This window comes from Enterobacter sp. Taxon_2 (genome assembly GCF_058355295.1).
The window spans coordinates 2,509,980-2,536,491 of the sequence record NZ_CM178024.1; the positions used below are offsets into that span (position 1 = coordinate 2,509,980).

The 26,512-nt window shown below is 58.0% G+C and carries 25 protein-coding genes; 21 read left to right on the plus strand and 4 right to left on the minus strand.

Features of this window, described 5'->3' with window-relative positions:
• Positions 1–254 precede the first annotated feature (254 nt).
• Genes AC4IC4_RS11895 through AC4IC4_RS11925 form a run of 7 tightly spaced genes read left to right on the plus strand, consistent with a single transcriptional unit; the run spans position 255 to position 7,089 of the window.
• Entirely contained in the window at positions 255–1,109 is an 855-nt protein-coding gene (locus AC4IC4_RS11895) for a MurR/RpiR family transcriptional regulator (protein WP_032647349.1), read from the plus strand.
• A 12-nt stretch (positions 1,110–1,121) separates the two neighbouring features.
• Positions 1,122–1,697: a D-alanyl-D-alanine dipeptidase gene (gene ddpX, locus AC4IC4_RS11900; protein WP_491471176.1), complete on the plus strand. Its 576-nt coding sequence runs from the start codon at positions 1,122–1,124 to the stop codon at positions 1,695–1,697.
• Positions 1,698–1,712: 15 nt separating this feature from the next.
• Entirely contained in the window at positions 1,713–3,245 is a 1,533-nt protein-coding gene (locus AC4IC4_RS11905) for an ABC transporter substrate-binding protein (protein WP_248164716.1), read from the plus strand.
• Between the two features lie 23 nt (positions 3,246–3,268).
• Entirely contained in the window at positions 3,269–4,291 is a 1,023-nt protein-coding gene (locus AC4IC4_RS11910) for an ABC transporter permease (RefSeq protein ID WP_024909542.1), read from the plus strand.
• Positions 4,288–5,181, plus strand: coding sequence for a D,D-dipeptide ABC transporter permease (ddpC, locus tag AC4IC4_RS11915; protein WP_491471177.1), 894 nt, complete (start codon positions 4,288–4,290; stop codon positions 5,179–5,181). Before AC4IC4_RS11910 ends, ddpC begins: the two co-directional genes overlap by 4 nt.
• Complete coding sequence (locus tag AC4IC4_RS11920; protein ID WP_491471178.1) at positions 5,181–6,167, plus strand: ABC transporter ATP-binding protein; 987 nt, start codon at positions 5,181–5,183, stop codon at positions 6,165–6,167. The genes ddpC and AC4IC4_RS11920 overlap by 1 nt, the downstream gene beginning before the upstream one ends.
• The gene (locus AC4IC4_RS11925; RefSeq protein WP_491471179.1) at positions 6,160–7,089 is read left to right on the plus strand and encodes an oligopeptide/dipeptide ABC transporter ATP-binding protein; all 930 of its coding nucleotides are present in this window, start codon (positions 6,160–6,162) and stop codon (positions 7,087–7,089) included. Before AC4IC4_RS11920 ends, AC4IC4_RS11925 begins: the two co-directional genes overlap by 8 nt.
• 31 nt (positions 7,090–7,120) lie before the next feature.
• On the opposite strand, the gene AC4IC4_RS11930 is transcribed toward AC4IC4_RS11925, so the two are convergent.
• Together AC4IC4_RS11930 and AC4IC4_RS11935 are read right to left on the minus strand one after the other, a co-directional pair.
• On the minus strand, positions 7,121–7,846 hold the full coding sequence (locus tag AC4IC4_RS11930; protein ID WP_491471180.1) for a lytic polysaccharide monooxygenase: 726 nt from the start codon (positions 7,844–7,846) through the stop codon (positions 7,121–7,123).
• 345 nt (positions 7,847–8,191) lie between these two features.
• Complete coding sequence (locus tag AC4IC4_RS11935; protein ID WP_445096943.1) at positions 8,192–8,620, minus strand: OsmC family protein; 429 nt, start codon at positions 8,618–8,620, stop codon at positions 8,192–8,194.
• A 115-nt stretch (positions 8,621–8,735) separates the two neighbouring features.
• On the opposite strand from AC4IC4_RS11935, the gene AC4IC4_RS11940 reads away from it, so the two are divergent.
• Positions 8,736–9,695: a hypothetical protein gene (locus AC4IC4_RS11940; RefSeq protein ID WP_491471181.1), complete on the plus strand. Its 960-nt coding sequence runs from the start codon at positions 8,736–8,738 to the stop codon at positions 9,693–9,695.
• A gap of 19 nt (positions 9,696–9,714) precedes the next feature.
• Here the strand turns inward: AC4IC4_RS11940 and AC4IC4_RS11945 are convergent, their stop codons facing one another.
• A complete protein-coding gene (locus AC4IC4_RS11945; protein WP_491471182.1) occupies positions 9,715–10,590 on the minus strand; it encodes a LysR family transcriptional regulator in 876 nt (291 codons plus the stop codon).
• Positions 10,591–10,700: 110 nt separating this feature from the next.
• Between AC4IC4_RS11945 and AC4IC4_RS11950 the strand changes: the two genes are divergently transcribed.
• The 4 genes from AC4IC4_RS11950 to AC4IC4_RS11965 all read left to right on the plus strand — a co-directional run bounded on the left by AC4IC4_RS11950 (position 10,701) and on the right by AC4IC4_RS11965 (position 14,107).
• Positions 10,701–11,552, plus strand: coding sequence for a Vmh family MBL fold metallo-hydrolase (locus AC4IC4_RS11950; RefSeq protein WP_407858587.1), 852 nt, complete (start codon positions 10,701–10,703; stop codon positions 11,550–11,552).
• A gap of 232 nt (positions 11,553–11,784) precedes the next feature.
• The gene (bdm, locus tag AC4IC4_RS11955) at positions 11,785–12,000 is read left to right on the plus strand and encodes a biofilm-dependent modulation protein (RefSeq protein WP_008501713.1); all 216 of its coding nucleotides are present in this window, start codon (positions 11,785–11,787) and stop codon (positions 11,998–12,000) included.
• 95 nt (positions 12,001–12,095) lie between these two features.
• Positions 12,096–12,233, plus strand: a complete 138-nt coding sequence (gene sra, locus AC4IC4_RS11960; protein WP_008501714.1) for a stationary-phase-induced ribosome-associated protein — start codon at positions 12,096–12,098, stop codon at positions 12,231–12,233.
• 176 nt (positions 12,234–12,409) lie between these two features.
• Positions 12,410–14,107 (plus strand): NAD-dependent malic enzyme, encoded by a 1,698-nt coding sequence (locus tag AC4IC4_RS11965; protein WP_024909550.1) that lies wholly within the window; start codon positions 12,410–12,412, stop codon positions 14,105–14,107.
• Positions 14,108–14,251: 144 nt separating this feature from the next.
• On the opposite strand, the gene AC4IC4_RS11970 is transcribed toward AC4IC4_RS11965, so the two are convergent.
• Positions 14,252–14,482 carry a hypothetical protein gene (locus AC4IC4_RS11970; protein WP_491471183.1) on the minus strand — a complete coding sequence of 77 codons (231 nt, stop codon included), beginning with the start codon at positions 14,480–14,482 and terminating at the stop codon, positions 14,252–14,254.
• Between the two features lie 36 nt (positions 14,483–14,518).
• On the opposite strand from AC4IC4_RS11970, the gene AC4IC4_RS11975 reads away from it, so the two are divergent.
• The 9 genes from AC4IC4_RS11975 (at position 14,519) to AC4IC4_RS12015 (ending at position 26,506) form a co-directional block, all read left to right on the plus strand.
• Positions 14,519–15,873 (plus strand): IS3 family transposase gene (locus AC4IC4_RS11975; RefSeq protein ID WP_491471184.1). Its coding sequence is split into 2 segments (ribosomal slippage): positions 14,519–14,969 and positions 14,969–15,873, totalling 1,356 coding nucleotides; the frame shifts between segments, so codons are not numbered across the junction.
• Between the two features lie 448 nt (positions 15,874–16,321).
• Entirely contained in the window at positions 16,322–18,034 is a 1,713-nt protein-coding gene (locus AC4IC4_RS11980) for an ABC-F family ATP-binding cassette domain-containing protein (RefSeq protein ID WP_491471185.1), read from the plus strand.
• A 196-nt stretch (positions 18,035–18,230) separates the two neighbouring features.
• On the plus strand, positions 18,231–19,241 hold the full coding sequence (adhP, locus tag AC4IC4_RS11985) for an alcohol dehydrogenase AdhP (RefSeq protein WP_032647362.1): 1,011 nt from the start codon (positions 18,231–18,233) through the stop codon (positions 19,239–19,241).
• Positions 19,242–19,391: 150 nt separating this feature from the next.
• Positions 19,392–21,011, plus strand: coding sequence for a TIGR04028 family ABC transporter substrate-binding protein (locus AC4IC4_RS11990; RefSeq protein WP_491471186.1), 1,620 nt, complete (start codon positions 19,392–19,394; stop codon positions 21,009–21,011).
• Between the two features lie 10 nt (positions 21,012–21,021).
• On the plus strand, positions 21,022–21,966 hold the full coding sequence (locus AC4IC4_RS11995; RefSeq protein ID WP_047348424.1) for an ABC transporter permease: 945 nt from the start codon (positions 21,022–21,024) through the stop codon (positions 21,964–21,966).
• The gene (locus AC4IC4_RS12000; RefSeq protein ID WP_491471187.1) at positions 21,963–22,811 is read left to right on the plus strand and encodes an ABC transporter permease; all 849 of its coding nucleotides are present in this window, start codon (positions 21,963–21,965) and stop codon (positions 22,809–22,811) included. The genes AC4IC4_RS11995 and AC4IC4_RS12000 overlap by 4 nt, the downstream gene beginning before the upstream one ends.
• Positions 22,811–24,418: a dipeptide ABC transporter ATP-binding protein gene (locus tag AC4IC4_RS12005; protein ID WP_491471188.1), complete on the plus strand. Its 1,608-nt coding sequence runs from the start codon at positions 22,811–22,813 to the stop codon at positions 24,416–24,418. The genes AC4IC4_RS12000 and AC4IC4_RS12005 overlap by 1 nt, the downstream gene beginning before the upstream one ends.
• Positions 24,415–25,404, plus strand: a complete 990-nt coding sequence (locus AC4IC4_RS12010) for a putative FMN-dependent luciferase-like monooxygenase (RefSeq protein ID WP_491471189.1) — start codon at positions 24,415–24,417, stop codon at positions 25,402–25,404. Before AC4IC4_RS12005 ends, AC4IC4_RS12010 begins: the two co-directional genes overlap by 4 nt.
• Before the next feature lie 10 nt (positions 25,405–25,414).
• Positions 25,415–26,506 carry an alkylhydroperoxidase domain protein gene (locus tag AC4IC4_RS12015; RefSeq protein ID WP_491471190.1) on the plus strand — a complete coding sequence of 364 codons (1,092 nt, stop codon included), beginning with the start codon at positions 25,415–25,417 and terminating at the stop codon, positions 26,504–26,506.
• Positions 26,507–26,512: the final 6 nt, after the last annotated feature.

Consider the following 26,512-nt stretch of genomic DNA (forward strand, 5'->3'; position numbering starts at 1 on the left):
TTTATGTTCTCAGTGCTTCTATCTTATCAAAAATGTGAACAGGCTGACGTATTCACCAAATTCATACCTGCACGGTCAGACAGTGCACCAAAAGTGAACTACGCTGCACAAATGTTGATCATTGGTTAACCAAATATTGCATGAAGTTTACTGCGCAGCGGGTTTTCACCCGCCTGTGAACATGGCACGCGTCATGCATTGTTAACCAGGTAACACAATTTCGGCCATTGACAGCCTGTTAACAGCGAGGCGGTATGACGACGAAACCTGAGATGTTGAGCCGTATCGAAGCGACCTTCAGCCAGCTGACACCCAGCGAAAAGCGGGTCGGGAGCTGGCTGCTGGCGCACGCCGCGCAAATCCCGTTTGAAACGGCGGAGAGCGTCGGGCTGGCAAGCGGGACCAGCGGAATTACCGTCGGTCGCTTCCTGCGCAAGCTGGGGTACCGCAACCTGGAGGATGCCAAAAAGAGCCTGCGCGATCCGTACCAGCCCTGGGGCATGAACGAGCGCCTCGACTCCTGGCAGCAGCAGCGCCCCCTGCCCAACCGCCTTCAGCATGCTCTGTCGCTGGAGGTGGATGCCATCACGCAGGTGTACCAGCTGGCACAAACGGATGCCTTTCGTCAGGTGGTGCACAACCTCGCCCACGCGGACGCGGTGTTTGTGCTGGGGATCCAGTCCACGCGCGGGATTGCCAATGCCTTCTTCAGCCACCTTGAATACCTCCGCCCGCGCGTGAGCTATTCGGAGGGCGCTTCCGGCAGTTGGGTGGAATCCCTGAACTCCGGGTTTGCGCACCCTTATGTCGTGCTGACCGACACGCGCACCTACTCCACGATGGCCCGCCAGTACTGCCGCGTCGCGAGCGAGAAAGGCATTCCGCTAGCCTTAATCACCGACATCTGGTGCCCGTGGGCGCGGGATTACCCGATTGATTTACTGCAGGTGAAAACCGATACCGGTCATTTCTGGGATTCACTTGCTCCCGTGAGCTGTCTGTTCAACCTGCTGCTGTCGGGCGTGGTGGAAGCGCTGGGTGAGGCGCTCCCGGCGCGTCTGGCGGTAAACCGACAATTACAACAAGAGTTTGGTCAATTCGAACGCTAAAGGAGCGGAGCTATGCCCGAAGAGAGTGAACTGATTGATGTGGCGAAGACGTTTCCCACGCTGCATATCGATCTGAAGTACGCCACCGCCGACAACATCACCGGCCGCCCGATCTATCAGGAGGCGCAGTGCCTGCTGCATACCGACGCGGCCACCGCCCTGGCAAAAGCCATCAGCATTGCCTCTCTGGCCGGTCTGAAGCTGGTGGTCTACGACGCCTATCGGCCGCAGCAGGCGCAGGCCCAGCTATGGGATGCCTGTCCGAACCCGGAATACGTGGTCGACGTGGCGATTGGCTCCAATCACAGCCGCGGCACGGCCATCGACGTGACCCTGATGGATGAACATAACGCCGTGCTGGATATGGGGGCCGGTTTTGATGAAATGCATGACCGATCGCATCCGTATCACCCCTCCGTGCCGCCGCACGCCCAGCGCAACCGTCTGCTGTTGAACGCCATCATGTTTGGCGGCGGTTTTGTGGGTATCAGCAGCGAATGGTGGCACTTTGAACTGCCGAATGCCGCCAGCTACCCGCTGCTTGACGACCGTTTTGCCTGTTTTCCACTGACGCACACCCCTCTTTAAACCTGGAGCACTGCCATGAAAACATCGCTTATCTCGACTCTGATCGCCGCCACGCTGGCCCTGAGTGCCCCGCTGGCGCTGGCTGCCGTCCCGAAAGACATGCTGGCGATCGGTAAAGCCGCCGACCCGCAAACGCTCGATCCGGCCATCACCATTGATAACAACGACTGGACCGTCACCTATCCGTCCTACCAGCGTCTGGTCAAGTACAAGCCAGGCTCTACCGAGGTGGAAGGCGATCTGTCGACGGGCTGGAAGGCGTCCGACGACCAGAAAGAGTGGACCTTTACCCTGGCGGATAACGCCAAATTCTCCGACGGCACACCGGTCACCGCCGAGGCGGTCAAACTCTCCTTTGAGCGCCTGCTGAAGCTCAGCCAGGGGCCGTCCGAAGCCTTCCCGAAAGATCTCAAAATTGATGCCGTTGATGAGCATACGGTGAAGTTCACCCTCAGCCAGCCGTTCGCGCCTTTCCTCTACACCCTGGCAAACGACGGCGCCTCCATCATTAACCCGACGGTGCTGAAGGCCAATGCCGCGGACGATGCGCGCGGTTTTCTGGCGCAAAACACCGCCGGCTCCGGACCGTTTATGCTGAAGAGCTGGCAGAAAGGCCAGCAGCTGGTGCTGGTGCCAAACCCCCACTGGCAGGGTGAGAAGCCACACTTCAAGCGCGTCTCAGTAAAAATTATCGGTGAGAGCGCATCGCGTCGTCTGCAGCTTTCCCGCGGTGACCTGGACATTGCCGACTCACTTCCGGTCGATCAGCTTGCGGCCCTGAAGCAGGAAGGGAAAGTGGCCGTCGCCGAATACCCGTCCCTGCGCGTGACTTACCTCTATCTCAACAACAGCAAAGCGCCGCTCAATCAGGTTGATTTACGCCGCGCGGTCTCCTGGGCGACGGACTATCAGGGGATGGTGAAAGGCATTCTGAGCGGCAACGGCAAGCAGATGCGCGGCCCGATCCCGGAAGGCATGTGGGGCTTTGACGCCACGGCCATGCAGTACAGCTTTGACGAGGCCAAAGCCAAAGCGGCGCTGGAGAAGGTTAAAGACAAGCCCGCCAGCCTGACCTTCCTCTACTCGGACAACGATCCGAACTGGGAGCCTATCGCCCTCTCGACGCAGGCCAGCCTTGGCAAGATCGGCATTAACGTCAAGCTGGAAAAACTGGCCAACGCCACCATGCGCGACCGCGTCGGAAAAGGCGATTATGACATTGCCATCGGCAACTGGAGCCCGGACTTTGCCGACCCGTACATGTTCATGAACTACTGGTTCGAATCGGACAAAAAAGGGCTGCCGGGCAACCGGTCGTTCTATGAGAACAAAGAGGTCGATTCCCTGCTGCAGGCGGCGCTGAAAACCACCGACCAGGCGGAACGCACCAAAGATTATCAGCAGGCGCAAAAGGTGGTCATCGACGAGGCGGCCTACGTTTATCTGTTCCAGAAGAACTACCAGCTGGCGATGAACAAAGAGGTCAAAGGCTTCACCTTTAATCCAATGCTCGAGCAGGTGTTCAACATCGCCACCATGAGTAAATAACGGTTCTCGCCGGGGGAAAGTGTATGACGTTCTGGAGCATCGTGCGCCAGCGCTGCTGGGGGTTACTCCTGGTGGTGGCCGGTGTCTGTATTATCACTTTTATTATTTCACACCTGATCCCCGGCGATCCGGCCCGTCTGCTGGCCGGCGATCGCGCCAGCGACGAAATCGTGCAGAACATCCGCCAGCAGTTAGGGCTGGATCAGCCGCTGTATATACAGTTTGGCCGCTACGTGGACGCCCTGGCCCACGGTGATTTAGGCACCTCCATCCGTACCGGGCGTCCGGTCGCTGAAGACCTGAAGGCCTTTTTCCCCGCCACGCTGGAGCTGGCCTTTTGTTCTCTGGTACTGGCGCTGGTCATCGGCGTGCCGCTGGGGATTTTGTCGGCGGTTTACCGCAACCGCTGGCTGGATCACCTGGTGCGTTTAATGGCGATGACCGGGATCTCCACGCCGGCCTTCTGGCTCGGTCTGGGCGTCATTGTCCTGTTCTACGGGCACCTGCAGATCCTGCCGGGCGGCGGCAGGCTGGACGACTGGCTCGACCCGCCTGCCCATGTCACCGGCTTTTATCTGCTGGACGCACTGCTGGAAGGTAACGGAGAGGTCTTTTTCAATGCGCTGCAGCACCTGATTTTGCCCTCGCTGACGCTGGCGTTTGTTCACCTGGGCATCGTGGCGCGTCAGGTCCGTTCCGCGATGCTGGAGCAGCTTAGCGAGGACTACATTCGCACGGCCCGCGCCAGCGGCCTGCCCGGCTGGTATATCGTCCTGCGCTATGCCCTGCCCAATGCGATGATCCCGTCCATTACCGTGCTCGGGCTGGCGCTGGGCGATCTGCTGTACGGCGCCGTGCTGACCGAAACCGTCTTTGCCTGGCCGGGCATGGGCGCCTGGGTGGTGACCTCCATTCAGGCGCTCGATTTCCCTGCCGTGATGGGCTTTGCCGTCGTTGTTTCGCTAGCCTACGTGCTGGTTAATCTGGTGGTCGATCTGCTTTACCTGTGGATTGACCCGCGAATCGGGCGCGGAGGTGCCGAATGATGTTAACGCAGGAAACGCCCGTCCCGGTTAAAACCGCCAGACAACGCATCAACTGGGCAAAGCTGTTCTGGATGCTGCGTCAAAGTCCGCTCACGATCGTTGGCGGCGTCATTATGATGGCGATGCTCTTCCTGATGGTGACCTCACCCTGGATAGTCCCGCATGACCCGAACGCGCTGGATCTGACCGCCCGCCTGCAGGCCCCTTCTGCGCAGCACTGGTTTGGTACCGACGAGGTGGGCCGCGACCTGTTCAGCCGCGTGCTGGCGGGCAGCCAGCAGTCGATTACCGCCGGGCTGGCGGTGGTGGTGATTGCGGGCGGCATTGGCTCGCTGCTGGGCTGTCTGTCCGGCGTGCTCGGCGGGCGCGGCGACGCCATCATCATGCGGGTGATGGACATTATGCTCTCGATTCCCTCCCTGGTGCTGACCATGGCGCTGGCCGCCGCGCTCGGGCCGAGCCTGTTTAACGCCATGCTGGCGATTGCGATTGTCCGCATTCCGTTTTACGTCCGGCTGGCGCGCGGGCAAACCCTGGTGGTGCGCCAGTTTACCTACGTGCAGGCCGCCCGCACCTTTGGCGCGTCCCGCTGGCATTTGATCCGCTGGCATATCCTGCGCAACGCCCTGCCGCCGCTGATTGTGCAGGCGTCGCTGGATATCGGCAGCGCCATCCTGATGGCCGCCACGCTGGGGTTTATTGGCCTGGGGGCGCAGCAGCCCACCGCCGAATGGGGGGCGATGGTGGCCGTTGGCCGTAACTACGTCCTGGACCAGTGGTGGTACTGCGCGTTTCCCGGTGCGGCGATTTTGATTACCGCCGTGGGCTTTAACCTGTTTGGCGACGGTATCCGCGATCTGCTGGATCCGAAATCGGGAGGGAAACAGTGATGACCGACCCGGTACTCAAGATTGAAGACCTGCACCTGAGCTTCCCGATTTTTCGCGGCGAGGTCCACGCGCTGAACCACGTCTCGCTGGAGATCGGCAGGGGTGAAATTGTCGGCGTGGTGGGCGAATCCGGTTCGGGGAAGTCGGTGACCGCCATGCTCACCATGCGCCTGCTGCCGGAGGGCAGCTACCGCATTCATCATGGTCAGGTGAAGTTACTCGGCGAAAACGTCCTGACGGCGTCCGAGAAGCAGCTTCGCCAGTGGCGCGGCGCAAAGGTCTCGATGATTTTTCAGGAGCCGATGACTGCCCTCAACCCGACGCGGCGAATTGGCAAACAGATGGTGGAGGTGATCCGCCAGCATCAGCCGCTTTCCCGGCATGAGGCACAGCAGAAGGCGATTACCCTGCTGGAAGAGATGCAAATCCCGGACGCGAAACAGGTCATGGCGCGCTATCCGTTTGAACTGTCCGGCGGGATGCGCCAGCGGGTGATGATCGCCCTTGCCTTCTCCTGCGAGCCGGAGCTGATTATCGCCGACGAACCGACCACCGCGCTGGACGTCACCGTCCAGCTACAGGTGTTGCGCCTGCTGAAGCACAAGGCGCGGGCCAGCGGCACCTCGGTGCTGTTTATCAGCCACGATATGGCCGTGGTGTCCCAGCTCTGCGACAGAATGTACGTGATGTATGCAGGCAGCGTGATCGAGAGCGGTGCCACGCAAACGCTGATCCACCAGCCTGTTCATCCCTATTCCATTGGCCTGCTGCAGTGCGCGCCGGAAAACGGCCAGCCGCGCGCCCCGCTTCCCGCCATCCCCGGCACGGTCCCCAACCTCAGCCAGCTTCCGCAGGGATGCGCGTTCCGCGAGCGCTGCTTTGCCGCTGGGGCGAAATGCAGCGAAACGCCGCGCTTACAGCCCACTGGCGCTGAGGGCCAACAGGCTGCCTGCTGGTATCCACAACGGGAGAAACACCATGTCTGATGTCCTGCTGGAACTGGATAGCGTGTACGTGAACTTTGCGGCGCGCAAAAACTGGCTGGGTCGAGTGACGGAACAGGTCCATGCGCTCAACGGGCTCGACCTGGAGATCCGTCGGGGAGAGACGCTTGGCATTGTCGGGGAATCCGGCTGCGGGAAAAGCACGCTGGCCCAGCTGCTGATGGGCATGCTTAAGCCCAGCACCGGCGCCTGCCAGCGGGCGCACCACGCGGGCGGCATGCAGATGGTGTTTCAGGATCCGCTCTCTTCGCTCGACCCGCGCCTGCCGGTCTGGCGCATTATCACCGAGCCGGTGTGGGTGCAAAAGCGCAGCAGCGAGCGCGAGCGCCGTCAGCTGGCTGAAAACCTGGCGCTGCAGGTGGGCATTCGCCCGGAATATCTCGACCGGCTTCCGCACGCCTTCTCCGGCGGGCAGCGCCAGCGCATTGCCATCGCCCGGGCGCTCTCGTCCGATCCGGATATCATCGTGCTCGATGAACCCACCAGCGCGCTGGATATCTCCGTGCAGGCGCAGATCCTCAACCTGCTGGTGACCCTGCAACAGCAGCGTAATCTGACCTACGTGTTGATCTCACATAACGTCTCGGTGGTCAGGCACATGAGCGACCGCGTGGCGGTGATGTACCTTGGGCAGATTGTGGAGCTGGGTAGCGCTGCGCAGGTGCTTGGCGAGCCGCGCCATCCTTACACCCGTCTGCTGCTCGACTCTGTTCCCCGCACCGGTGAACCGCTGGATGAGATGCTGGCCTTACGCAAAACGGAGCTTCCCGGCAATCGCCGCCTGCCCGAAGGCTGTTTCTTCCGCGACCGTTGTCCGATGGCAACGCAGGGGTGTGAGCGTCCCCAGCCGTTACAGCCCTCTCACGAGGGCCGTGACGTCCGCTGCTGGCGCAGTGTGGGTTAATTGCCGCATGATGCGGCAATTTCGCCCGGCTTTATTTTTTAAGAATAACATCACTGCAGCTGAAGAAAGTCTCGCGGGCGGGATCCTCATGACGTGCCCATGCAATATAAATAATGGCCTTATTACCTGTGGTATAACCCTCCGGTAATTTGACATCCAGTTTATAATGCCCGGGCACGGCTTTCGTCCCATCCGGAATACCTACAAATTTCACATCGGGGGATTCCTGTAAATCTGACCATTTCAGCTTACTGGTAGCAGGATTAAAATCGGGCTTGCTTAAATATACCGTAAACTCACTGGGGTCGTGCATCTGACTGGCTTTATAATCCAACGCAACGCGCCCCTCTTTTACTTCCACTTCAGTAGTGTGCCAGTCCGCGCTGGGCAAATTAATGCTTTTATAATTTTCAATACCTGCTGAACATAATTGCTCATCAGGTACTTTTGTTTGCCATTGGTCTTTAGGGGCATTTTGAGAATACGCGTTCCAGTTTACAAACAGTCTCTCTCTTTCCCAGTTCTCATTGCCTGCAGCCTCATACGCAGCCTTACAGGCCGCATTTTTAATGCCGCCACTGCCGCTACCGTAGTCTTTTTGAATATAGCAATAGTATTGCCGCGAAGGAGGGGTTTCCAGCGTGCCGTGTCTCGGCGCGGATGCTCCGTCAGTTTTTTTTGTTTCTGCAGCCATGGAAAGTGAACTTAAACTGGAAAGTACCGCAATACAACCAAAAGCAAGAACTGTATATTTCATGACATTCACCGTTTGAATTGATGTATTAATCACTGCGGTACCAGTATAGTCATAACAACAAAAATGCAACCGCCAATAAATAGCTAATCGCACTGCTCAGGGTTGCACCCTATTATAATTGGTGGGTGACGATATAAATAAGCCAGACTAATAACGTGATACATCATATATTGATAAGTTCATTTACTAAAAAAAACTGGCGGGAGTCATTTTATGAAACGACTAACGAGAAATTATTTCATTAATTAATAATATCAAATGAAATTAATGGCACTATGTTTAGCCGTAGTTAATTATAATATTTTACCGTTCGGAGGGATAGCCGGGCGTAAACCCGGCTGTGGATTAGTTAAGTTTATAGTCCAGCGTAATCTCAGCCTTCAGGAGCTGCGATACCGGACAGCCCGCTTTGGCTTTCTGAATAATACCGTCGAACTGCTGCGGGGCGATGCCGGGAACGGTCACCTTGCTTTTCAGGGCAACCTTCGTGATAGCAAAGCCGCCGTCGGTTTTTTCCAGAGAGACGTCCGCGGTGGTATCAATAGAGTCAGCGGTATAGCCCGCTTCGCCGAGCATCAGCGACAGCGCCATCGAAAAACAGGCCGCATGTGCCGCGCCGATCAGCTCTTCCGGGTTGGTCCCCTTTTCACCCTCAAAGCGGGTGTTAAAGCCATAAGGCTGCTGATTGAGAACGCCGCTCTCGGTGGAAACCGTCCCTTTACCGCGCTTAATGTCGCCAGACCAGTGTGCCGAACCGTGCTTATGAATAGTCATTCTTGCTCTCCTTTTGGCTTACAAAGGGTTAAGTATAGACTACGCATCTGGCACACCCTGGAACACAGACAATTCCAGGACTTTCACCTGCTGTACCGACAAAAAGGATAATGCTATGGCGCTAAAATTCAGGATGGCCGTTGCCGTAACCACACTGGCTCTGTCGCTGTCTTCACTGGCGAAAACGCCGGAGAACTTTATCTACACCAGCTCGGGCGATCTCGACGCGGCGTTTCCGCTTGTTGCGCGAAGCGATATCGGCGGCGTGCAGATCGTTTACAACTGGCGCTTGCTGGAGCCCGAGAAGGACAACTATGACTTCTCGCGGATTGAACAGGATCTGGCGCGCGTTAAGGCCGCCCGAAAAAAGCTTTTTATTCAAATCCAGGATCGTTTCTTTGAGCCGGACGCCCGCTACGTGCCGGACTATCTGATGCACGATAAGCGATATAGCGGCGGGATTGCGCCGCAGTTCGATAACCCCGGTGAAGGCAAGCCAGTCGGTTCTGGATGGGTGGCGCGTCAGTGGGATCCTGCCGTGCGCCAACGCTACCAGGCGCTGCTGGCCGCCCTCGCGAAGCGCTTTGATGGCGAGGTATATGGGGTAAACCTGCCCGAAACCGCGATTGATATCGACGAAAAAAATCCGCCCGCCGGGTTTACCTGCGACAGCTATTTTGCGGGAGAAATGGAAAACCTGGCCTTTGCGCGAAAGGCTTTTCAGAAATCACACGTGGTGCAATATGTTAACTTCTGGCCGTGCGAATGGGATAATGACCACAACTACATGGGGCGTCTGTTTGCGTATGCCAGCGCTAACAATGTCGGCCTGGGGGGGCCGGACATTGTTCCCAACCGCAAGGCACACATGAAGAATGCCTATCCCTTCTTCCATAAAAATAAACAAACGCTGCCGCTCATCGCCATGGCGGTTCAGGAACCGACCCTGACCTATAAGAATCCTCAGACCGGTAAGCCCTTTACCAAAGCGGAATTTGTCCGCTTCGGCGAAAGTTATCTCGGTGCCGATATTATATTCTGGAGCACGTCGTCTCCCTGGCTAAAGGCAAAGTAATCGCCTGCACATCCCGCTCTTAAGCCAGGTAACGAGCAAGTTCGTCAAGGAACACACGCAGCGCGGCAGGCTGGTATTCACGGGACTGATAAATGCCATGGATGGCAAGCGGTTTCGGCTCCAGGGCCGCCAGTACCGGCACCAGTAATCCCTGCTCCAGCGCGGCAGACGCTTCGCGCTCCGGCAGCATGGCGATACCGCAGTGCTTAACCGCCGCGTCCATCAGCAGCGAAGAGATGCTGGCGCTCAGGTTGCCGCTGACGGCCACGCTCAGGCTTTCCCCTTCCGGCGTCAGGAAGTGCCAGGACTGCCCGGCGAAAAAGCTGTAGTGCAGGCAGTTGTGCTGCGCTAATTCTTCGGGGCTGACGGGGGTACCGTGCTGCGCCAGATAGTCCGGCGAGGCGCAAAGCACCGAGCGACATTCCCCCAGCCGGCGGGCAATCATGCCGGGTTCAGGGTTATCCGTAATGCGCACGGCGACGTCAATGCGCTCTCCCACCAGGCTGACCGGGTGGTTATTCACGTCCAGCTCAATGCGCAGCTGCGGATAGCGCGAGAGCAGACCGGGCAGCACCGGCGCAATCAGGTGCATGGCGGTAAAGTGCGCGCAGGCCACCCGCAGCGTGCCGGACGGGAGATCTTTCTCCGACTGGCCTTCAATTTCCTGCGAAATCTGCGAGAGCGTCCGCGTTTTTTGCAGCACCTTTTCCCCTGCCGCGGTCAGCGTCAGCTTGCGCGTGGAGCGGTTTACCAGCCGCGTTCCCGCCCACTTCTCCATTTGTTCAAGGTAGCGGCTCACCATTGGTCGGGAAATGCCCAGCGCGCGGGCCGCCGCGCTCAAGCTTCCCAGCTCGCATATCCGGTTGTAGACCTGAGCGGCGATAACGCGATCCATATAAGCTCCATTTGCTCGATTTATGAAACTAAGCATGTCCTGTTTCAGGAATTCTGGCAAATGCGAATATCCGTACAATAGAGACATTCCTGAACAACAGAGACAACAGCATGAAATTCACTCACCTTGCCCTGCTTTCCACCCTTATCACGCCGGCTGTTTTTGCCGCGCCGTTGAGCATTGATACCTATAACCCGCAGGAGAAAGGCATTTTCGCGGTCTCCTCCACGCTGGTTTCCGGCCCGAAAGAAGCGGTGCTGTTTGACGCGCAGTTCAGCGTGAAGGATGGCGAAGCGCTGGTAGAGAAAATTCGTCAAAGCGGTAAGACCCTGAACAAGATTGTGATCACCTCCGGCGATCCGGATTTCTATTTTGGCCTGCAGCCGCTGGTCAAAGCCTTCCCGAACGCCAAAGTGGTGGCCACGCAGCACGTGGTTGACCACATCAAGGCCACCAAAGACGCCAAGCTCGCCTTCTGGGGTCCGCAGATGAAAGACGGCGCGCCAACCGAGCTGGTCGTCCCGCAGGTGCTCGCCTCCACCACGTTTATGGTGGACGGGGAAAAGATCGATATCGAACAGCCTGACAGCTACGCGGCCTATGTCTGGATCCCGTCAGCGAAAACCATCCTCGGCGGCACCGGGGTAGCCTGGGGGATCCACGTCTGGACGGCTGACACCCAGACGGCGGCAAGCCGTAAGCAGTGGCAGGAAACGCTGGTAAATATGGCGGCGCACAAACCCGAGCGCGTGATCCCGGGTCACTATCTGGGTACCCCGCCAGCCGGAGCGGGTGCGATTGATTTTACCCGTGACTATCTGCAGCGCTTTGAAAAGGCCTTATCCGTTCATAAAGATTCTGCGGGCGTCATCAGCACCCTGAAAAAACAGTATCCGAACCTGGCTGAAGAGAGCTCGCTGGAATTAAGCGCCAAGGTGAATACCGGCGAAATGAAGTGGTAATGTAAACTCTGCTCCTGCTATATTTTTGTGATAGCAGGAGCACCATTATAATATCTTCTCAACGCCACTTCAATTTACCCCCACATTTCAAAAGCACACAAAAGCATACACTTATGTCATTTTTATTTCTAAGATGAATCTGAGCCACAACCGGGAAAATATTTGCCATTCTGTTTGTGAATTAAATTTTTTGCGAGCCGTACCATTAAACAGACAACGACACGGAGGCAGCATGTTTACTTATTACCCGGCTAATACCGCAGCAGCACAACCTGAACTCGTTAACGCGATTGCGCAGGGTCTTCACGCCGAGCACGGTGCTGTGACTGAAGATGACATTTTGATGGAACTGACCAGGTGGGTGGAATCCACAGATAATGACATCCTCAGTGACATCTACCAGCAAACTATTAACTACGTTGTCAGCGGGCAAAACGCACCTTTGTAAAAACCTGCTAAGCTGGATCAGCAACCTAAGGGGTTACATTTCGTTTGCGTAAGCAAACTGGTCCTTAAAACTATCAACAGGATTGAGGAGTTAATATGAAATCGAACCGTCAGGCACGCCATATTCTGGGACTGAACTACAAGCTTTCTAATCAGCGCAAAGTGGTGATTGAAGGCGACCACGAAACGCAGGTCACTCACGCCACCGGCAGAAAACGCCACGCGGGCAAGTAAGTTCCAGACTGAGATCCAGAACACCATCGGTAATCCCGATGGTGTTTTTGTTTATGTGTTGCAGTAATTAATATTTAGCTCCTTTATAATACCGCCTGACCGCATCCCATCGCACAGGCCAGAAAGATGACAAACAGCAGTGTCAGGGACGGATCTTCATAAAAAGAGTGAGTGACATGGACAACAAACTGAAAAAACATCGTTCCTTATACATCCCATACGCCGGACCGGTTTTACTTGAGTTCCCCCTGCTCAACAAAGGCAGCGCCTTCAGCATGGAAGAGCGCAGCAGCTTTAACCTGCTGGGCTTACTGCCCGAAGTGGTTGAAACCATTGAAGAACAGGCAGAGCGCGCGTGGATCCAGTACCAGGGTTTCAAAACCGAAATCGACAAACACATCTACCTGCGTAACATTCAGGACACCAACGAAACCCTCTTCTATCGCCTGGTGCAGAACCATCTCGAAGAGATGATGCCGGTGATCTACACCCCAACGGTGGGTGCGGCGTGCGAGCGTTTCTCCGAGATCTACCGTCGCTCCCGCGGGGTATTCATCTCTTATCAGAACCGTCACAACATGGACGATATTCTGCAGAACGTGCCGAACCACAATATCAAAGTGATTGTGGTAACCGACGGCGAACGTATTCTCGGCCTTGGCGACCAGGGCATTGGCGGGATGGGGATCCCCATCGGTAAGCTCTCACTCTACACTGCCTGCGGCGGCATCAGCCCGGCGTATACCCTGCCGGTGGTGCTGGACGTTGGCACCAACAACCAGCAGTTGCTCAACGATCCGCTCTATATGGGCTGGCGCCACCCGCGCATTACCGACGATGAGTACTATCAGTTTGTCGACGATTTCATTCAGGCCGTGAAGCACCGCTGGCCGGACGTTCTGCTGCAGTTTGAAGACTTCGCGCAGAAAAACGCGATGCCGCTGCTGAACCGCTATCGAGATGAGATCTGCTCCTTTAACGACGACATCCAGGGTACCGCATCCGTGACCGTGGGTACGCTTATCGCCGCCAGTCGTGCAGCTGGCAGCCAGCTGAGCTACCAGAAAATCGTCTTCCTGGGCGCAGGCTCTGCGGGCTGCGGTATTGCCGAGCAGATTATCGCCCAGACGCAGCGCGAAGGGTTAAGCGAAGAGCTGGCACGTTCCCGCGTCTTTATGGTTGACCGTTTCGGCCTCCTGACCGACGGTATGCCAAACCTGCTGCCGTTCCAGACCAAGCTGGTGCAGAAGCGCGAAAACCTGAAAAACTGGGATACCGACAACGAAGTCCTTTCCCTGCTGGACGTAGTGCGCAACGTGAAGCCGGATATTCTGATCGGCGTTTCCGGGCAAACCGGTCTCTTTACCGAAGAGATTATTCGCGAGATGCACAAGCACTGCGAGCGCCCTATCGTGATGCCGCTGTCTAACCCGACTTCCCGCGTGGAAGCGACGCCGCAGGACATCATCGCCTGGACCGAAGGTAACGCGCTGGTTGCGACCGGCAGTCCGTTCGATCCGGTGGTGTGGAAGGATAAAACCTATCCGATTGCCCAGTGCAACAACTCGTACATCTTCCCGGGCATTGGTCTGGGGGTGATCGCCTCCGGCGCGTCCCGCATTACCGACGAAATGCTGATGTCGGCGAGCGAAACCCTTGCGGGTTACTCTCCGCTGGTCAATGACGGAGAAGGGCTGGTGCTGCCGGAACTGAAAGACATTCACAAGGTGTCGCGCGCCATCGCGTTTGCGGTAGGTAAAATGGCTCAGCAGCAGGGCGTGGCGGTGAAAACCTCTGCCGACGCGCTGCAGCAGGCCATCGACGACAACTTCTGGAAGCCTGAATACCGTAGCTATCGCCGTACCTCGATTTAATTCGCTTTGACCGTTCCCACTCCCTGCGGGAGACGCAGTGCGGCCCAATCGCCCGGTGGCGCTTCGCTTACCGGGCCTACGGGGGCTCTCCCTGTGGGCTCAGGAATCCCAGTAATTTTTTTACCGGAAGCGATGAATGTTGCTTCAGGAAAATGAATGACTTACAGCGACGCCCTGGTCCGGCTGTAAATCGCCGAAGCGTTTCCGTAAGGCCGGGGCGAGGCGCAGGGATGCGCCGAGAGGGCGTGGCCTGCAGGGATGCAGGCTCATGCCCGACCCGATAGCCTGAAGGAATAAGCTGAGGGCATCGCGAAGCGGCGATTTACCGCCGGGAGCCCGGGTCGCCAGGGTGGTGGCGACTGCACTGAACCCCATATCCTGGACACCAGATCATAAAATCTGGAGGTTCAGATGAGATATCCTTTTCACATTCGTCTTGCGGCTGTACAGCATTACATGACTGGTGAGTCGAGCATTAAAGAAACAGCACATCTGTTCAGTGTTGGCCGGACGCCTCTTACCCGCTGGATACGGGCTTACAGGCGTCAGGGAAAGGCCGGGCTGGAGGACCGTCCTGCACGGGCCTATACTTCAGCTTTCAGGCTCCGCGTAATCCGTTATGTTACTGAACACGGTTGCAGCTATGCGGAAGCTTCAGCGCGCTTTGCCATTCCAAATGAATCGCTCATTCTCGACTGGACAAGACGTTACCGGAAAGGAGGCGCACAGGCGCTTAATACAGCCAAACCCGGGCCCGCTATGTCACAGAAAAAGTTTATACCTGACTCCAGACCGCTCAGTGAGATGACTCCCTCAGAACTTCTGAGAGAGCTGGAATATCTGCGGGCGGAAAATGCATATTTAAAAAAGCTCAAAGCCCTGAGGGAGGAAAACGCTCTCAGGGAACAGCAGAAAAAACGCGAGTGATACAGAGTTTGCTTGCAGACCACCGACTTGTTTACCTGTTATGTGCCGCAGGGCTGGCGCGTAGCACGTATTATTACCAGCTCTCCAGACCTGTCACTCAGTCGGAGCGGTATGCATCTGCTGTCAGTGCTATGTCCACCATCAGTCAGAGAAATGCACAACGCTACGGCTACCGAAGAATGACGGTGGCGCTGCGTAATGAAGCCTTCATCCTGAACCATAAAACGGTTCGCATATTGATGAAAAAGTATGGCCTGACATGTCAGTTACGCCGAAGGAAATACCGTTCCTGTATGGCTGGAGGCGGACTGGCTTCAGATAATCTGCTTGCCCGTAACTTCACTGCTGCATGCAGTGGAATAAAGTGGTGCACAGACGTGACGGAGTTCCGTGCCGGTGGTCAAAAACTGTTCCTGTCAGCCCTTCAGGACCTGTTCAATAATGAAATAGTGGCCTGGCAAACATCAACCAGTCAGTCACAACCTCTGGTCTGCAGGATGCTAAAAAAAGCGCTTAAAGCATGCAGAAACAAAGAAGGCGCGATGCTACACAGCGATCAGGGCTGGGCTTACCGAACACCTGTATGGCGCAGAATGCTGGCTGAAGCGGGCATCACACAAAGTATGTCGCGTAAGGGTAACTGTCTGGATAATGCAGTGATGGAAAACTTCTTCAGTCATCTGAAAGTAGAGATGTATTACAGGAAAAAGTACAGTTCAGTGAAAGAACTGGAAAGCGATATTGGCAGATATATTCGCTATTACAACACCGAACGAATCAGTTTAAAAACGGGCGGGATGAGTCCGGTACAATACCGGACGCTGGCAGAGCAACAATGAAATCGCAGTGTCCAGGTTTAGGGGTTCAGTGCAGACTGAGCCACCCTGGCACGTTCACCGGTCACATCGTTAAAGAGTAGCAAGGAACATAAAGTGAACGGAATGACCACCAGAGCCGTATGTTCCCCTCACCCTAACCCTCTCCCAAAGGAGAGGGAATTACATTCGTCCCACCCACTAGCCAAACCCCTTTTCCCCCGCTACACTCCTTTCATCCATTAACCCACTGAATATATAGGGAGGCCAATTATGCTGTATCGTGAAATTTTCAATGTTTCACATACATTTGGTGATCGCACCAGCTCAAGCGTTATCGGTATCGTGCTGCGATAACTTCTGCTTGAGCGAAGACACCAACCCCTGAAATCCCTTCTCTCGGGCTTACTGAGTTATCGTCAGCGATGTTTGACGAGGCATAAACATGCCTGTAACTCTTGGGTAAGCAACAATGAGCACTTTACTCACTACACAATCTTTACGCGTTGATACGGCGTTTGGCACGCTCTTCGACTCACTCTCCTTTACGCTGAAAAAAGGCGACCGCATTGGCCTGCTGGGCGACAACGGCTGCGGCAAAAGTACGCTGCTGAAGGTGCTGGACGGCACGGACTCCCCTGCCGCCGGAACGGTAGCACTGGCCGGGCACTGCCTGATGGCGCGCGTGGAGCAACATCTTCCGGACGCTATTTTTCCGCTAACGATGCTGGATGCCGTCCTGGCCCAGTTGCCCTCAACTGAACGGGAAAGCCTGCGCTGGAAAGCAGAAACGCTGCTGGCGAGCATGGGCTTCACGCCGCAGGATATGATGCTGCAATCCGCCACGCTGAGCGGCGGGCAACACACCCGCCTGCTGCTGGCGCGGGCGCTGATTCACGAGCCGGACCTGCTCCTGCTGGATGAACCCAGCAACCACCTGGACCTCCCGACCATGCTCTGGCTGGAACACTTCCTACAGAACTGGTCGGGCAGCTTTGTACTGGTCTCGCATGACAGACAGCTGCTGGATGCCGTCACCAACGGCAGCTGGATCCTGCGCGATAAAACGCTTCACTACTTCGCCCTTCCCTGCACGGCCGCCCGCAAGGCGCTTGAAGCAAAGGATGAAAGCGATGCCCAGCGCCACAAGGCCGAGCAAAAGGAGATCGACCGCGTGACCGCCAGCGCGAAGCGGCTGGCGACCTGGGGCAAGGTTTACGACAACGAAGACCTGGCCCGCAAAGCCAAACAGATGGAAAAACAGGTCGAACGGCTGAAGGAGAGCCAGACGGCGCTCACGGCAGGCAGCCAGTGGACGTTAACCCTGCGCGGCGACGCGCTGCGGGCTGACCGTCTGCTGGAGATGGAAAACCTTAGCGTCCCGCCTGCGCCCGGGCTACCGCCGCTGTTTAACATCGACATGGCGCGGCTAAAAAGCGGCGATCGCGTGGCGATTGTCGGGCGTAACGGCTGCGGCAAATCGTCGCTGATGAGGCTTATCTGGCAACAGTTTGCCGATGAGTCCCCAGACAGTGGGTTGAAAATCCACCCGCGCTTGTCGCCAGGCTATTACGACCAGACGCTGAATCAGCTGCCGGACAACGCCACGCTGCTCGACGCGCTGGAGCCTTTCGCGCCGGATCCGCAGAACCGCAAAATGGCACTGATAAGCGCGGGTTTCCCGTGGGCGCGTCACGGGCAAACGGTCAGCACGCTCAGCGGTGGTGAACGCTCGCGCCTGCTGTTCGTAGGCCTGACGCTCGCCCGCTATAGCCTGCTGATGCTGGATGAGCCGACCAACCACCTGGACATGGAAGGCAAAGAGGCGCTGGCGCAAACCCTTCAGCAGTTCGAAGGCGGCGTGCTGCTGGTCAGCCACGATCGTCAGTTAATTAGCCAAAGCTGCAACCGTTTCTGGCTGATTGAAGAGGGAAAGCTGAGCGAGTGGCACGATGCAGAAGCGGTGTTTGAGCGTCTGCGTGAAAGCGCGGGGCTGGTGACCACCGCCGCGCCAGTCATGGATGCGGAGACGGTTCAATCCTCACCGTATGACGATCTGCTCGAACGGCTGGTCGCGCTGGAAACGCTGCTGGAAGACGATCTGGCGCGTAAGCCGAAGCATCAAAAGCCGCAGCTACAGGCGCAATGGCGTAAAGAGATAGAGGAGATAGAAGCACAGCTGTAAGTCTGCGCCCGGCGAGCATCTCGCCGGGCCAGAATTTTCCCCCTTAATTATTAGAGGAACGCCGTATTCTTAATCTGAAATCGAATCAAATGATGACATTATGTTGCCGCAGCCTTGCATTACCAGGCTAATGTATTAATCCTTAAGAGGTACTACACCTGCTATGCAGATTCTTATCATGAACAAGGAGATACACATGAAGGCTGCTGTTGTCACTCAGGATCACCAGGTCAACGTTACCGAAAAAACCTTACGCCCGCTAAAGCATGGGGAAGCCCTGCTGAAGATGGAGTGCTGTGGCGTATGCCATACCGACCTCCACGTGAAGAACGGTGATTTCGGCGATAAAACCGGGGTTATCCTGGGCCATGAAGGGATTGGTATCGTAAAAGAAGTCGGCCCTGGCGTGAAGTCGCTGAAAGTCGGCGACCGCGCAAGCGTGGCCTGGTTCTTTGAAGGCTGCGGCCACTGCGAATACTGTAATACCGGCAACGAAACCCTGTGCCGTGACGTGAAAAACGCCGGTTATTCCGTCGACGGCGGGATGGCGGAAGAGTGCATCGTTACCGCGGATTACGCGGTAAAAGTGCCGGACGGTCTGGATTCGGCGGCGGCCAGCAGCATCACCTGCGCTGGCGTCACCACCTATAAAGCAGTGAAGGTGTCGGGTATTAAACCGGGCCAGTGGATTGCGATTTACGGTCTGGGCGGGCTGGGCAACCTCGCGCTGCAGTACGCCAAAAACGTCTTTAACGCCAAAGTCATCGCCCTTGACGTTAACGACGAACAGCTGAAGCTGGCGGCCAGCATGGGTGCGGATCTCACCATCAACTCCCGCAGCGAAGATGCCGCTAAAATTGTGCAGGAGAAAACCGGCGGCGCGCATGCCGCAGTCGTCACTGCCGTCGCAAAAGCCGCCTTCAACTCAGCCGTTGATGCCGTGCGTGCCGGTGGCCGCGTGGTCGCCGTTGGCCTGCCGCCGGAAGCGATGAGCCTCGACATTCCTCGCCTGGTGCTGGACGGCATTCAGGTGGTGGGTTCGCTGGTCGGTACCCGTCAGGATCTGCAGGAAGCCTTCCAGTTCGCCGCTGAAGGCAAGGTCGTGCCGAAAGTCACGATGCGCCCGATCGAGGATATCAACGCCATCTTTAAAGAGATGGAACAGGGCCAGATCCGCGGCCGTATGGTGATTGACCTGCGTTCATAATCACCCACCGTTCAATTACCGCTCCTGACAGGGGCGGTTTTTTTATAGCCATTTTCCGGCAATCCTTATCTTAATTCCTTTGTTCCCTTGTTTTCCCCCGCGCCCGATGATGAATCCGACGCTAACAAGAAGATAACAAAGGAATTCACCATGCAAACCCCATTTCGTCTGCCGCTGCTGACGGCGCTCATTCTGACGACAACCGCAGCCTGGTCCGCGGATGCGCCCGTCAAAGGCGGCACGCTGATTTATCTGGAGCAACAGGCGCACACCAACCTCTATCCGCCTGCCGGTGGCTTTTACCCGAACGGCGGCATTCTGAACCAGATCACCGACAAACTGACGTGGCAGAACCCAAAGACGCTGCAGGTGGAACCGTGGGTAGCCGAAAGCTGGACCACCAACGCCGATAAAACCGAATACACCTTTAAAATTCGCCCCGGCATCACCTTCTCCGACGGCACGCCGCTGGACGCCAACGCCGTAGCGAAAAACTTTGATACCTACGGCTTAGGTAACAAGGCGCAGCGCCTGCCGGTGTCAGAAGTGATCAATAACTACGATCGCAGCGAAGTGGTCGACCCGCTGACCGTGAAGTTCTACTTCAAAAAACCGTCGCCCGGGTTCCTGCAGGGCACCGCCACAATCGGGTCGGGCCTGGTCTCACTCAGCACGCTGAAGCGCAACTTTGAAGAGCTGGGTGATGCCCGGCATATCATTGGCTCCGGCCCGTTTGTGGTGAAGGACGAGAAGCTGGGTCGCGAAGTGACGCTGGAAGCGCGTAAGGACTACCAGTGGGGACCGAAAAACCTGGCGCAGCAGGGTCCAGCCAATCTTGACGGCATCAAGTTTATCGTGACCCAGGAGGACAGCGTGCGCGTCGGCGCCCTGCTGGCCGGTCAGGCAGATTTTATTCGTCAGGTGCAGGCGTATGACGAAAAGCAGGCGACAGACCAGGGCTATAAAATCTACGCCGCCCCGACGCGCGGGGTGAATGACAGCATCAGCTTCCGCCCGGATAACCCGCTGGTCTCCGATATTCGCGTACGCCAGGCGCTGCTGCATGCCACCAATGCAAAACAGGTGGTCGAGACCCTCTTCTCGGCCAACTATCCGCAGGCGAAGTCGGTGATTGCCGATTCCGCCGCAGGCTTTGTCGACCTCAGCGACAAATTGACCTTTGACCCGGCAAAAGCCAACCAGCTGCTGGACGAAGCGGGCTGGAAAGCGGGCGGCGACGGGATCCGCGCCAAAGACGGCCAGCGGCTGGCGCTGACGGTGTATGAATCCCTGCCGCAGCCGCAAAATAAAGAGGTGCTGCAGCTGGTTGCCCAGCAGTGGCGACAGGTGGGCGTGGCGCTGAGCGTTAAAGCCGGTGACGCAGGCAGCCGCACGCTGGATAACCTTGATCCGCTGAAAACCCCGTTAACCGTCTCCGAAGTAGGCCGAGCCGATCCGGACGTGGTGAAAAGCATGTTCTACCCCGCAAATCGCGACGCGCTGCTGCAAAAAGGCGGCTCCAGCGACAAGGTCAAAAGCTTCCGTGACGACAAGCTGAATGAACTGCTGGTGAACATTTCTGCTGAAGTCGATCCGCAAAAACGCCTGCAGCTGACCGGCGATGCCCAGCGCTACCTGCTGGACAACGCCTACGTCATTCCAATTTTCGAAGAGCCGCAGGTCTTTGCCGGTGCGCCGTGGCTGAAAGGCGTCAATTTTGAAGCGGTCGGCCGCCCGTCGTTCTACGGCGCGTGGATTGAGAAACACTGAGGAGCTGACGATGCGCCACGCACTTCTTCAACGCTTTGGGCACGGGCTGCTGGTACTGTGGGCCGCCTTTACCCTCTCGTTCGTGTTGCTCCAGGTGCTGCCGGGCGACGCGGTGCTGATTAAATTTCAGAACCCGGACCTGGGCTTGAGCCCGGCGCAAATCGAGGAGATGCGCGTGGCCTATGGCGCGGACAGCCCGCTGTGGCAGCAATACGGCCATACGCTGCTGGCGATGCTGCGCGGGGATTTCGGCTATTCGTTACAGGCCGGGGTGCCGGTCAGCGAGCTGATTGCCAGCAATCTGCCGGATACCCTGAGTCTCGCCCTGCCCGCGTTTGTACTCGCAGTCCTGCTGGCGTTTGCGCTGGCCTTTGCGTCGCGCCTGCCGGGTCTGCGCTGGCTGAGTAATACCCTGCAGTCGCTGCCGGTCCTGTTTATCTCTTTACCGACGTTCTGGCTGGGGATTGCCCTCATCCAGCTCTTTTCTTTCCAGCTGCGGCTAATCCCGGTGATTAACCCGACGCCGCTGCAGGGGCTGATCCTGCCGATCGTGACCGTCGCGATCCCGATCTCCGCCCCGCTGGCACAAATCCTGATGCGCAGCCTCGACCAGGTGGCGACGCAGCCGTTTGTCGCCGTCGCCCGGGCAAAAGGGCTGAGTGAAACCGCCGTCCTGTGGCGTCACGTTACCGGCAACGCCCTGCTGCCGGTCCTGAATATTGCCGGATTGCTGCTGGGCGAGCTGATTGCCGGGGCGCTGATCACGGAAACCGTTTTTGGCCGCAGCGGGCTCGGACAGCTGACCCAGCAGGCGGTGAATAACCAGGATATCGCCGTGCTTCAGGCGGTCGTGATGATTTCCGCCCTCGGTTTTGTCCTGATCAATCTGCTGGTGGATCTGCTGATGCCGCTGCTGGATCCCCGTCTGCAACCCCTTTCAGGAGGTGCTTCATGAGCCTTGTCGATTACGCAGCCGCGGCGCGAAAACGCGTCCCCAGCTGGCAGGGCGTCGAATGGCAGCCCGGACTGTGGCTGGCATGGGCGGTGATTATTATCGCCGTTTTTGCCGCCGTGGCGCCCGGCCTGTTAACCCACTACAGCCCGATTGAGGGCATCGCCGGCGCACAGCGCCTGGCGCCTCAGGCGGAACACTGGCTCGGCACCGATCAGCTTGGCCGCGATGTTTACACCCGTATTGTTTATGGTGCGTCCCACTCCCTTAGCGCGGCGCTCGCCGCCGTCACGATGGGGCTGGTGGTGGGCACCGGCCTGGGGGTTATCGCCGGGGCGTTCGCCGGACGCGTCGAGTCTCTGCTGATGCGTGTCGTCGACGTGCTGTTGTCCATCCCGTCTCTGCTGCTCTCGCTGACGGTCATTATTCTGCTCGGGTTTGGCACCGTTAACGCCGCGATTGCCGTCGGCGTTGCCTCCATTGCCAGCTTCGCCCGCCTCGCGCGCGGTGAAGTGGTGCGCATCCGCCATACGGATTATGTCGAGGCGGCGTTTGGCAGCGGCGGGACGTTTTTCGCCGTGCTGTGGCGACACATCCTGCCCAACGCGTTAACCGCCGTCCTCGCCTTTGCCACGCTGCAGTTTGGTCAGGCCATCCTGGCGCTCTCCACGCTGAGCTTTCTCGGTTACGGCACCCCGCCGCCCGTGCCGGAATGGGGCTTATTGATTGCCGAAGGCCGTAACTATCTCTCTACCGCCTGGTGGTTAACCACCTTCCCCGGCGTCGTCGTCATCGCCGTGGTGCTGGCCACCAATCGTATCAGCCAACAGTTCAGCGGAGGTCGCTAATGACCGTTCTCTCAGTGGAAAATTTGACGATCAGCTACCGCACCGCACGCCAGTGGAGAGAGGTGGTGCATAACGTCAGCTTCACGCTCGGGCGAGGGGAAATGCTGGCGTTTGTCGGTGAATCCGGATCCGGCAAAACGACCACGGCACAGGCAATCATTGGCCTGTTGGCGGATAACGCCCGGCGCGATGCGGGAAAAATCGTGCTCAACGGCGAGGAGATTAGCCGGTGGTCCGCTAAACGTCTCGATACCCTTCGCGGGGCGCGAATTAGCCTGGTTCCGCAGGATCCGGGTAATTCGCTCAATCCGGTGAAGACCATCGGCTCGCAGGTCGGAGAGATTATTCAGCTACACCAGAAAGTGACCCGCGCCGAGCGCGACGAGCAGGTGCTCACCCTGCTGACAAAGGTCGGCCTGAGCCACCCCGAACAGCGCATGACGCAGTATCCCCATCAGCTCTCCGGCGGGATGAAACAGCGCGTGTTGATTGCCATCGCCATTGCCCTGCGCCCGGACGTGATCGTTGCCGATGAGCCCACCAGCGCACTGGATGTGACGGTGCAAAAACGCATTCTCGATCTGCTGGATATCCTGCGGCGGGAATCGGGCACTGCCGTTCTGTTTGTCACCCACGATCTGGCCCTGGCCGCCCAGCGCGCGGACAGGCTGCTGGTTTTTCGCGATGGCGAAATTCAGGAGCAAGGCAGCACCGTCGATATTGTCCGTACGCCGCAGCACGCCTACACCCGTCAGCTGCTGAGCGATCTCCAGGGCCAGCGCCTGACCATTGCCCCGGTATCAGGTCTTCCGCTCGCGTCACCGGCCATTCGCGCCCGCGCCATCAGCAAACGATTCTCGTTGGGCAAAGGTCATCAGCTTCAGGCGCTGGATCGGGTGACGTTTGACGTCAGGCGCGGCAGCACGCATGCGCTGGTCGGTGAATCCGGCTCCGGGAAGACCACCCTCGCCCGTATTTTGCTGGGTTTTGAACAGGCCGACAGCGGACAGGTCATTATTGATGATATTGATGCCACCACGCTCAGCCGCGAGGCCCGTCGTCAGCTGCGCCAGAAGATCCAGTTTGTCTACCAGAACCCGTTTGCCTCTCTCGACCCGCGTCAGACGCTGTTTGACATCATCGAAGAGCCCCTGAAGAACTTTTCTCGCCTCGGTAAGGCGGAGCGAAAGGCTCGGGTGGAAACCGTGGCGCAGCGGGTTGCCCTGCCCGTCGAACTCCTGGGCCGCACCGCCCGGGAACTTTCAGGCGGACAGCGTCAGCGCGTGGCCATCGCCCGGGCGCTGATCCTCGAGCCGACCATTCTGGTGCTGGACGAAGCCACCTCGGCGCTGGACGTCACCGTGCAGGCGCAGATTCTGGCTCTGCTTCAGCAGCTGCAGCAGCAGCTGGGATTAACCTACCTGTTCATCACGCACGATCTTTCTACCGTCCGTCGGATCGCCCACAGCGTCACGGTGCTGCGCAGCGGTCAGGTAGTCGAACACGGCGACGTCGGAACCTTATTTGCATCGCCGCAGAACGATTATACCCGCGAGCTGATTGACGCCATTCCCCATTTTTCACCCGCTACGGAGGAGTTCGCATGACGCGAAAACGCCTGGGATTTTTCACCCGCCTGCTTGACGACGCTACGCCGAAGGAGCGCTATCGTCTGGCAACTGAACAGATCCGCCACGCCGAACGCCACGGTTTTGACAGCGCCTGGATTGCGCAGCACCACTTTCACGAAACTGAAGGCGGACTGCCGTCGCCGCTGCTGTTTCTGGCACACGTAGCCGCACATACCGAAACCATCCGCCTGGGTACGGCCATCATTACCCTGCCGATGGAAAACCCGCTCCGCGTCGCAGAAGATGCCGCCGTGCTGGATTTACTCGCCAATGGCCGTCTTGAAGTCGGTTTTGGTTCAGGCGGCACACCGACCTCATTTCTGCCGTTCGGCATGACGTTTGAGGCGCGTGGCGCGGCCTTTGCCGACCATTTGCATGTGATTCAAAGCGCCTGGCGCGGGGATTCGCTCACCCATCCGGATAACCACCTTTACCCGCCTGCGCCACAGCTGGCCGACCGTATCTGGATTGCCACCTTTTCGGTCGACGGTGCCGTTCGCGCCGCGCAGGCCGGACACGGTTTAATGCTCTCCCGCACGCAGCCGCGCCCGGCAGACCAGTTGGATTTAACGCTCGACGCGATCCAGAACCCGATTGTGGATGCCTACCTAGAGGCACTGCCCGCCGGTATCGCACCGCGCATTCTGGCTTCCCGTACGGCATTCGTCGCCGACAGCGACGACTATGCGCTCAAGGTCGCCACACCGGGTCTCACGAAACAAGCCCAGCAGCATCGAGCCGCCGGGCACGCGGTTAAAGGTGACACCGTCACCGATTTTCGTCGCCAGTTCGACGCCCATATCGGTTCGCCCGAGACGGTGCTGCGCTCGCTGCAGGCCGATTCCGTTCTCCGGCGCGCCACGGACATCTCATTCCAGGTCCATTCGGTCGAGCCCACCCATCGCGACACCCTGCGCTCCATCGAACTGATCGCTGAACATATTGCCCCCCATATCCATTGAGGAGATACCTATGTCATTAAGTCACGACATTCTCGCCGAGCTGGCGGAAATTAAACCCGGTTCCCCTCTGGCAGAGGCGCGCGCCACGCGTGATGCCGCCACTCGCCACGCGCAGGGCAGCTACGAAATCTTATTTACCCAGCAGGATAGCGATTTTGCGCTGGACGAGCGCTTCGCCGTGGCGGCAAAAGTCGCCAGGTGGCACAACGCGGAGGCGCTGGCCGCGCACTATGCGGGGTTTGGCCTGGCCGACCCGACCTCTGAACGCCTGACCCCGGCGCTCAATTTCGCGCGGCTGCTGACCTTCTCCCCCGTCGAAGCCACGCCGGCATCGTTAAAAGCGCTGACCCAGGCGGGATGGAGCAAGGAAGGCATCGTGACCCTGGCGCAGCTTATCGCGTTTGTCAGCTTCCAGAGCCGACTCATCACCGGACTGCGGCTGCTGAACGACAAACCCATCGCCAAAAGCGATGCGCCGGTGGCGGCAGGCATCTGGCACACGACCGCCACCACGGCTACCGGAAAGGCGGCTCCCGTCGCCTTCACCCAGCAGGAACTGGGCTGGGAGCCATGGATCGCTGCCAAACCGCTGGCGGATTTTCGTGACGATGAGGTTGCCATCCTTGCAAAATTTGGCCATACCGATTCCGACTATTTCCGCCTGCTGGGGCGCAACCTGCCGGTGCTTGAACAGCGTACGCTAACGGATAAAGGGATTTTTTATACGCCGGGGGGATTGCCGCGCGCCGAGCGCGAGCTGGCGGCAACGGTTGCCAGTAAAATTAACGGCTGCATCTACTGCGCATCTGTCCATGCGCGCAAAGCCAGCCAGCTGTCAAAGGATGACCCGGCGGTAGAGGCCCTGCTGGCCGTGCGTCCGGGACAATCCCTGAACGAGGGACAATCTGCGCGCTGGCAGGCGGAAATCGATTTTGCAGCGGCGCTGTCGGTTACCCCACCTGCCGCCACGCCGCTGCACCTTGCCGCGCTGGAAAAAGAGGGGCTGGATACCTTAGCCCAGCTTGACCTGGTGCAGTCCGCCGCGTTCTTCGCCTGGGCCAACCGCCTGATGCTGACCCTGGGTGAGCCCTGGCTTGCCTGACTTCAA

Bases quoted from the DNA above. Each gene is read 5' to 3' on its own strand.
- AC4IC4_RS11895 (WP_032647349.1), top strand. From the start codon at position 255: ATGACGACGAAACCTGAGATGTTGAGCCGTATCGAAGCGACCTTCAGC.
- ddpX (WP_491471176.1), top strand. From the start codon at position 1,122: ATGCCCGAAGAGAGTGAACTGATTGATGTGGCGAAGACGTTTCCCACG.
- AC4IC4_RS11905 (WP_248164716.1), top strand. From the start codon at position 1,713: ATGAAAACATCGCTTATCTCGACTCTGATCGCCGCCACGCTGGCCCTG.
- AC4IC4_RS11910 (WP_024909542.1), top strand. From the start codon at position 3,269: ATGACGTTCTGGAGCATCGTGCGCCAGCGCTGCTGGGGGTTACTCCTG.
- ddpC (WP_491471177.1), top strand. From the start codon at position 4,288: ATGATGTTAACGCAGGAAACGCCCGTCCCGGTTAAAACCGCCAGACAA.
- AC4IC4_RS11920 (WP_491471178.1), top strand. From the start codon at position 5,181: ATGACCGACCCGGTACTCAAGATTGAAGACCTGCACCTGAGCTTCCCG.
- AC4IC4_RS11925 (WP_491471179.1), top strand. From the start codon at position 6,160: ATGTCTGATGTCCTGCTGGAACTGGATAGCGTGTACGTGAACTTTGCG.
- AC4IC4_RS11930 (WP_491471180.1), bottom strand. From the start codon at position 7,846: ATGAAATATACAGTTCTTGCTTTTGGTTGTATTGCGGTACTTTCCAGT.
- AC4IC4_RS11935 (WP_445096943.1), bottom strand. From the start codon at position 8,620: ATGACTATTCATAAGCACGGTTCGGCACACTGGTCTGGCGACATTAAG.
- AC4IC4_RS11940 (WP_491471181.1), top strand. From the start codon at position 8,736: ATGGCGCTAAAATTCAGGATGGCCGTTGCCGTAACCACACTGGCTCTG.
- AC4IC4_RS11945 (WP_491471182.1), bottom strand. From the start codon at position 10,590: ATGGATCGCGTTATCGCCGCTCAGGTCTACAACCGGATATGCGAGCTG.
- AC4IC4_RS11950 (WP_407858587.1), top strand. From the start codon at position 10,701: ATGAAATTCACTCACCTTGCCCTGCTTTCCACCCTTATCACGCCGGCT.
- bdm (WP_008501713.1), top strand. From the start codon at position 11,785: ATGTTTACTTATTACCCGGCTAATACCGCAGCAGCACAACCTGAACTC.
- sra (WP_008501714.1), top strand. From the start codon at position 12,096: ATGAAATCGAACCGTCAGGCACGCCATATTCTGGGACTGAACTACAAG.
- AC4IC4_RS11965 (WP_024909550.1), top strand. From the start codon at position 12,410: ATGGACAACAAACTGAAAAAACATCGTTCCTTATACATCCCATACGCC.
- AC4IC4_RS11970 (WP_491471183.1), bottom strand. From the start codon at position 14,482: ATGGGGTTCAGTGCAGTCGCCACCACCCTGGCGACCCGGGCTCCCGGC.
- AC4IC4_RS11980 (WP_491471185.1), top strand. From the start codon at position 16,322: ATGAGCACTTTACTCACTACACAATCTTTACGCGTTGATACGGCGTTT.
- adhP (WP_032647362.1), top strand. From the start codon at position 18,231: ATGAAGGCTGCTGTTGTCACTCAGGATCACCAGGTCAACGTTACCGAA.
- AC4IC4_RS11990 (WP_491471186.1), top strand. From the start codon at position 19,392: ATGCAAACCCCATTTCGTCTGCCGCTGCTGACGGCGCTCATTCTGACG.
- AC4IC4_RS11995 (WP_047348424.1), top strand. From the start codon at position 21,022: ATGCGCCACGCACTTCTTCAACGCTTTGGGCACGGGCTGCTGGTACTG.
- AC4IC4_RS12000 (WP_491471187.1), top strand. From the start codon at position 21,963: ATGAGCCTTGTCGATTACGCAGCCGCGGCGCGAAAACGCGTCCCCAGC.
- AC4IC4_RS12005 (WP_491471188.1), top strand. From the start codon at position 22,811: ATGACCGTTCTCTCAGTGGAAAATTTGACGATCAGCTACCGCACCGCA.
- AC4IC4_RS12010 (WP_491471189.1), top strand. From the start codon at position 24,415: ATGACGCGAAAACGCCTGGGATTTTTCACCCGCCTGCTTGACGACGCT.
- AC4IC4_RS12015 (WP_491471190.1), top strand. From the start codon at position 25,415: ATGTCATTAAGTCACGACATTCTCGCCGAGCTGGCGGAAATTAAACCC.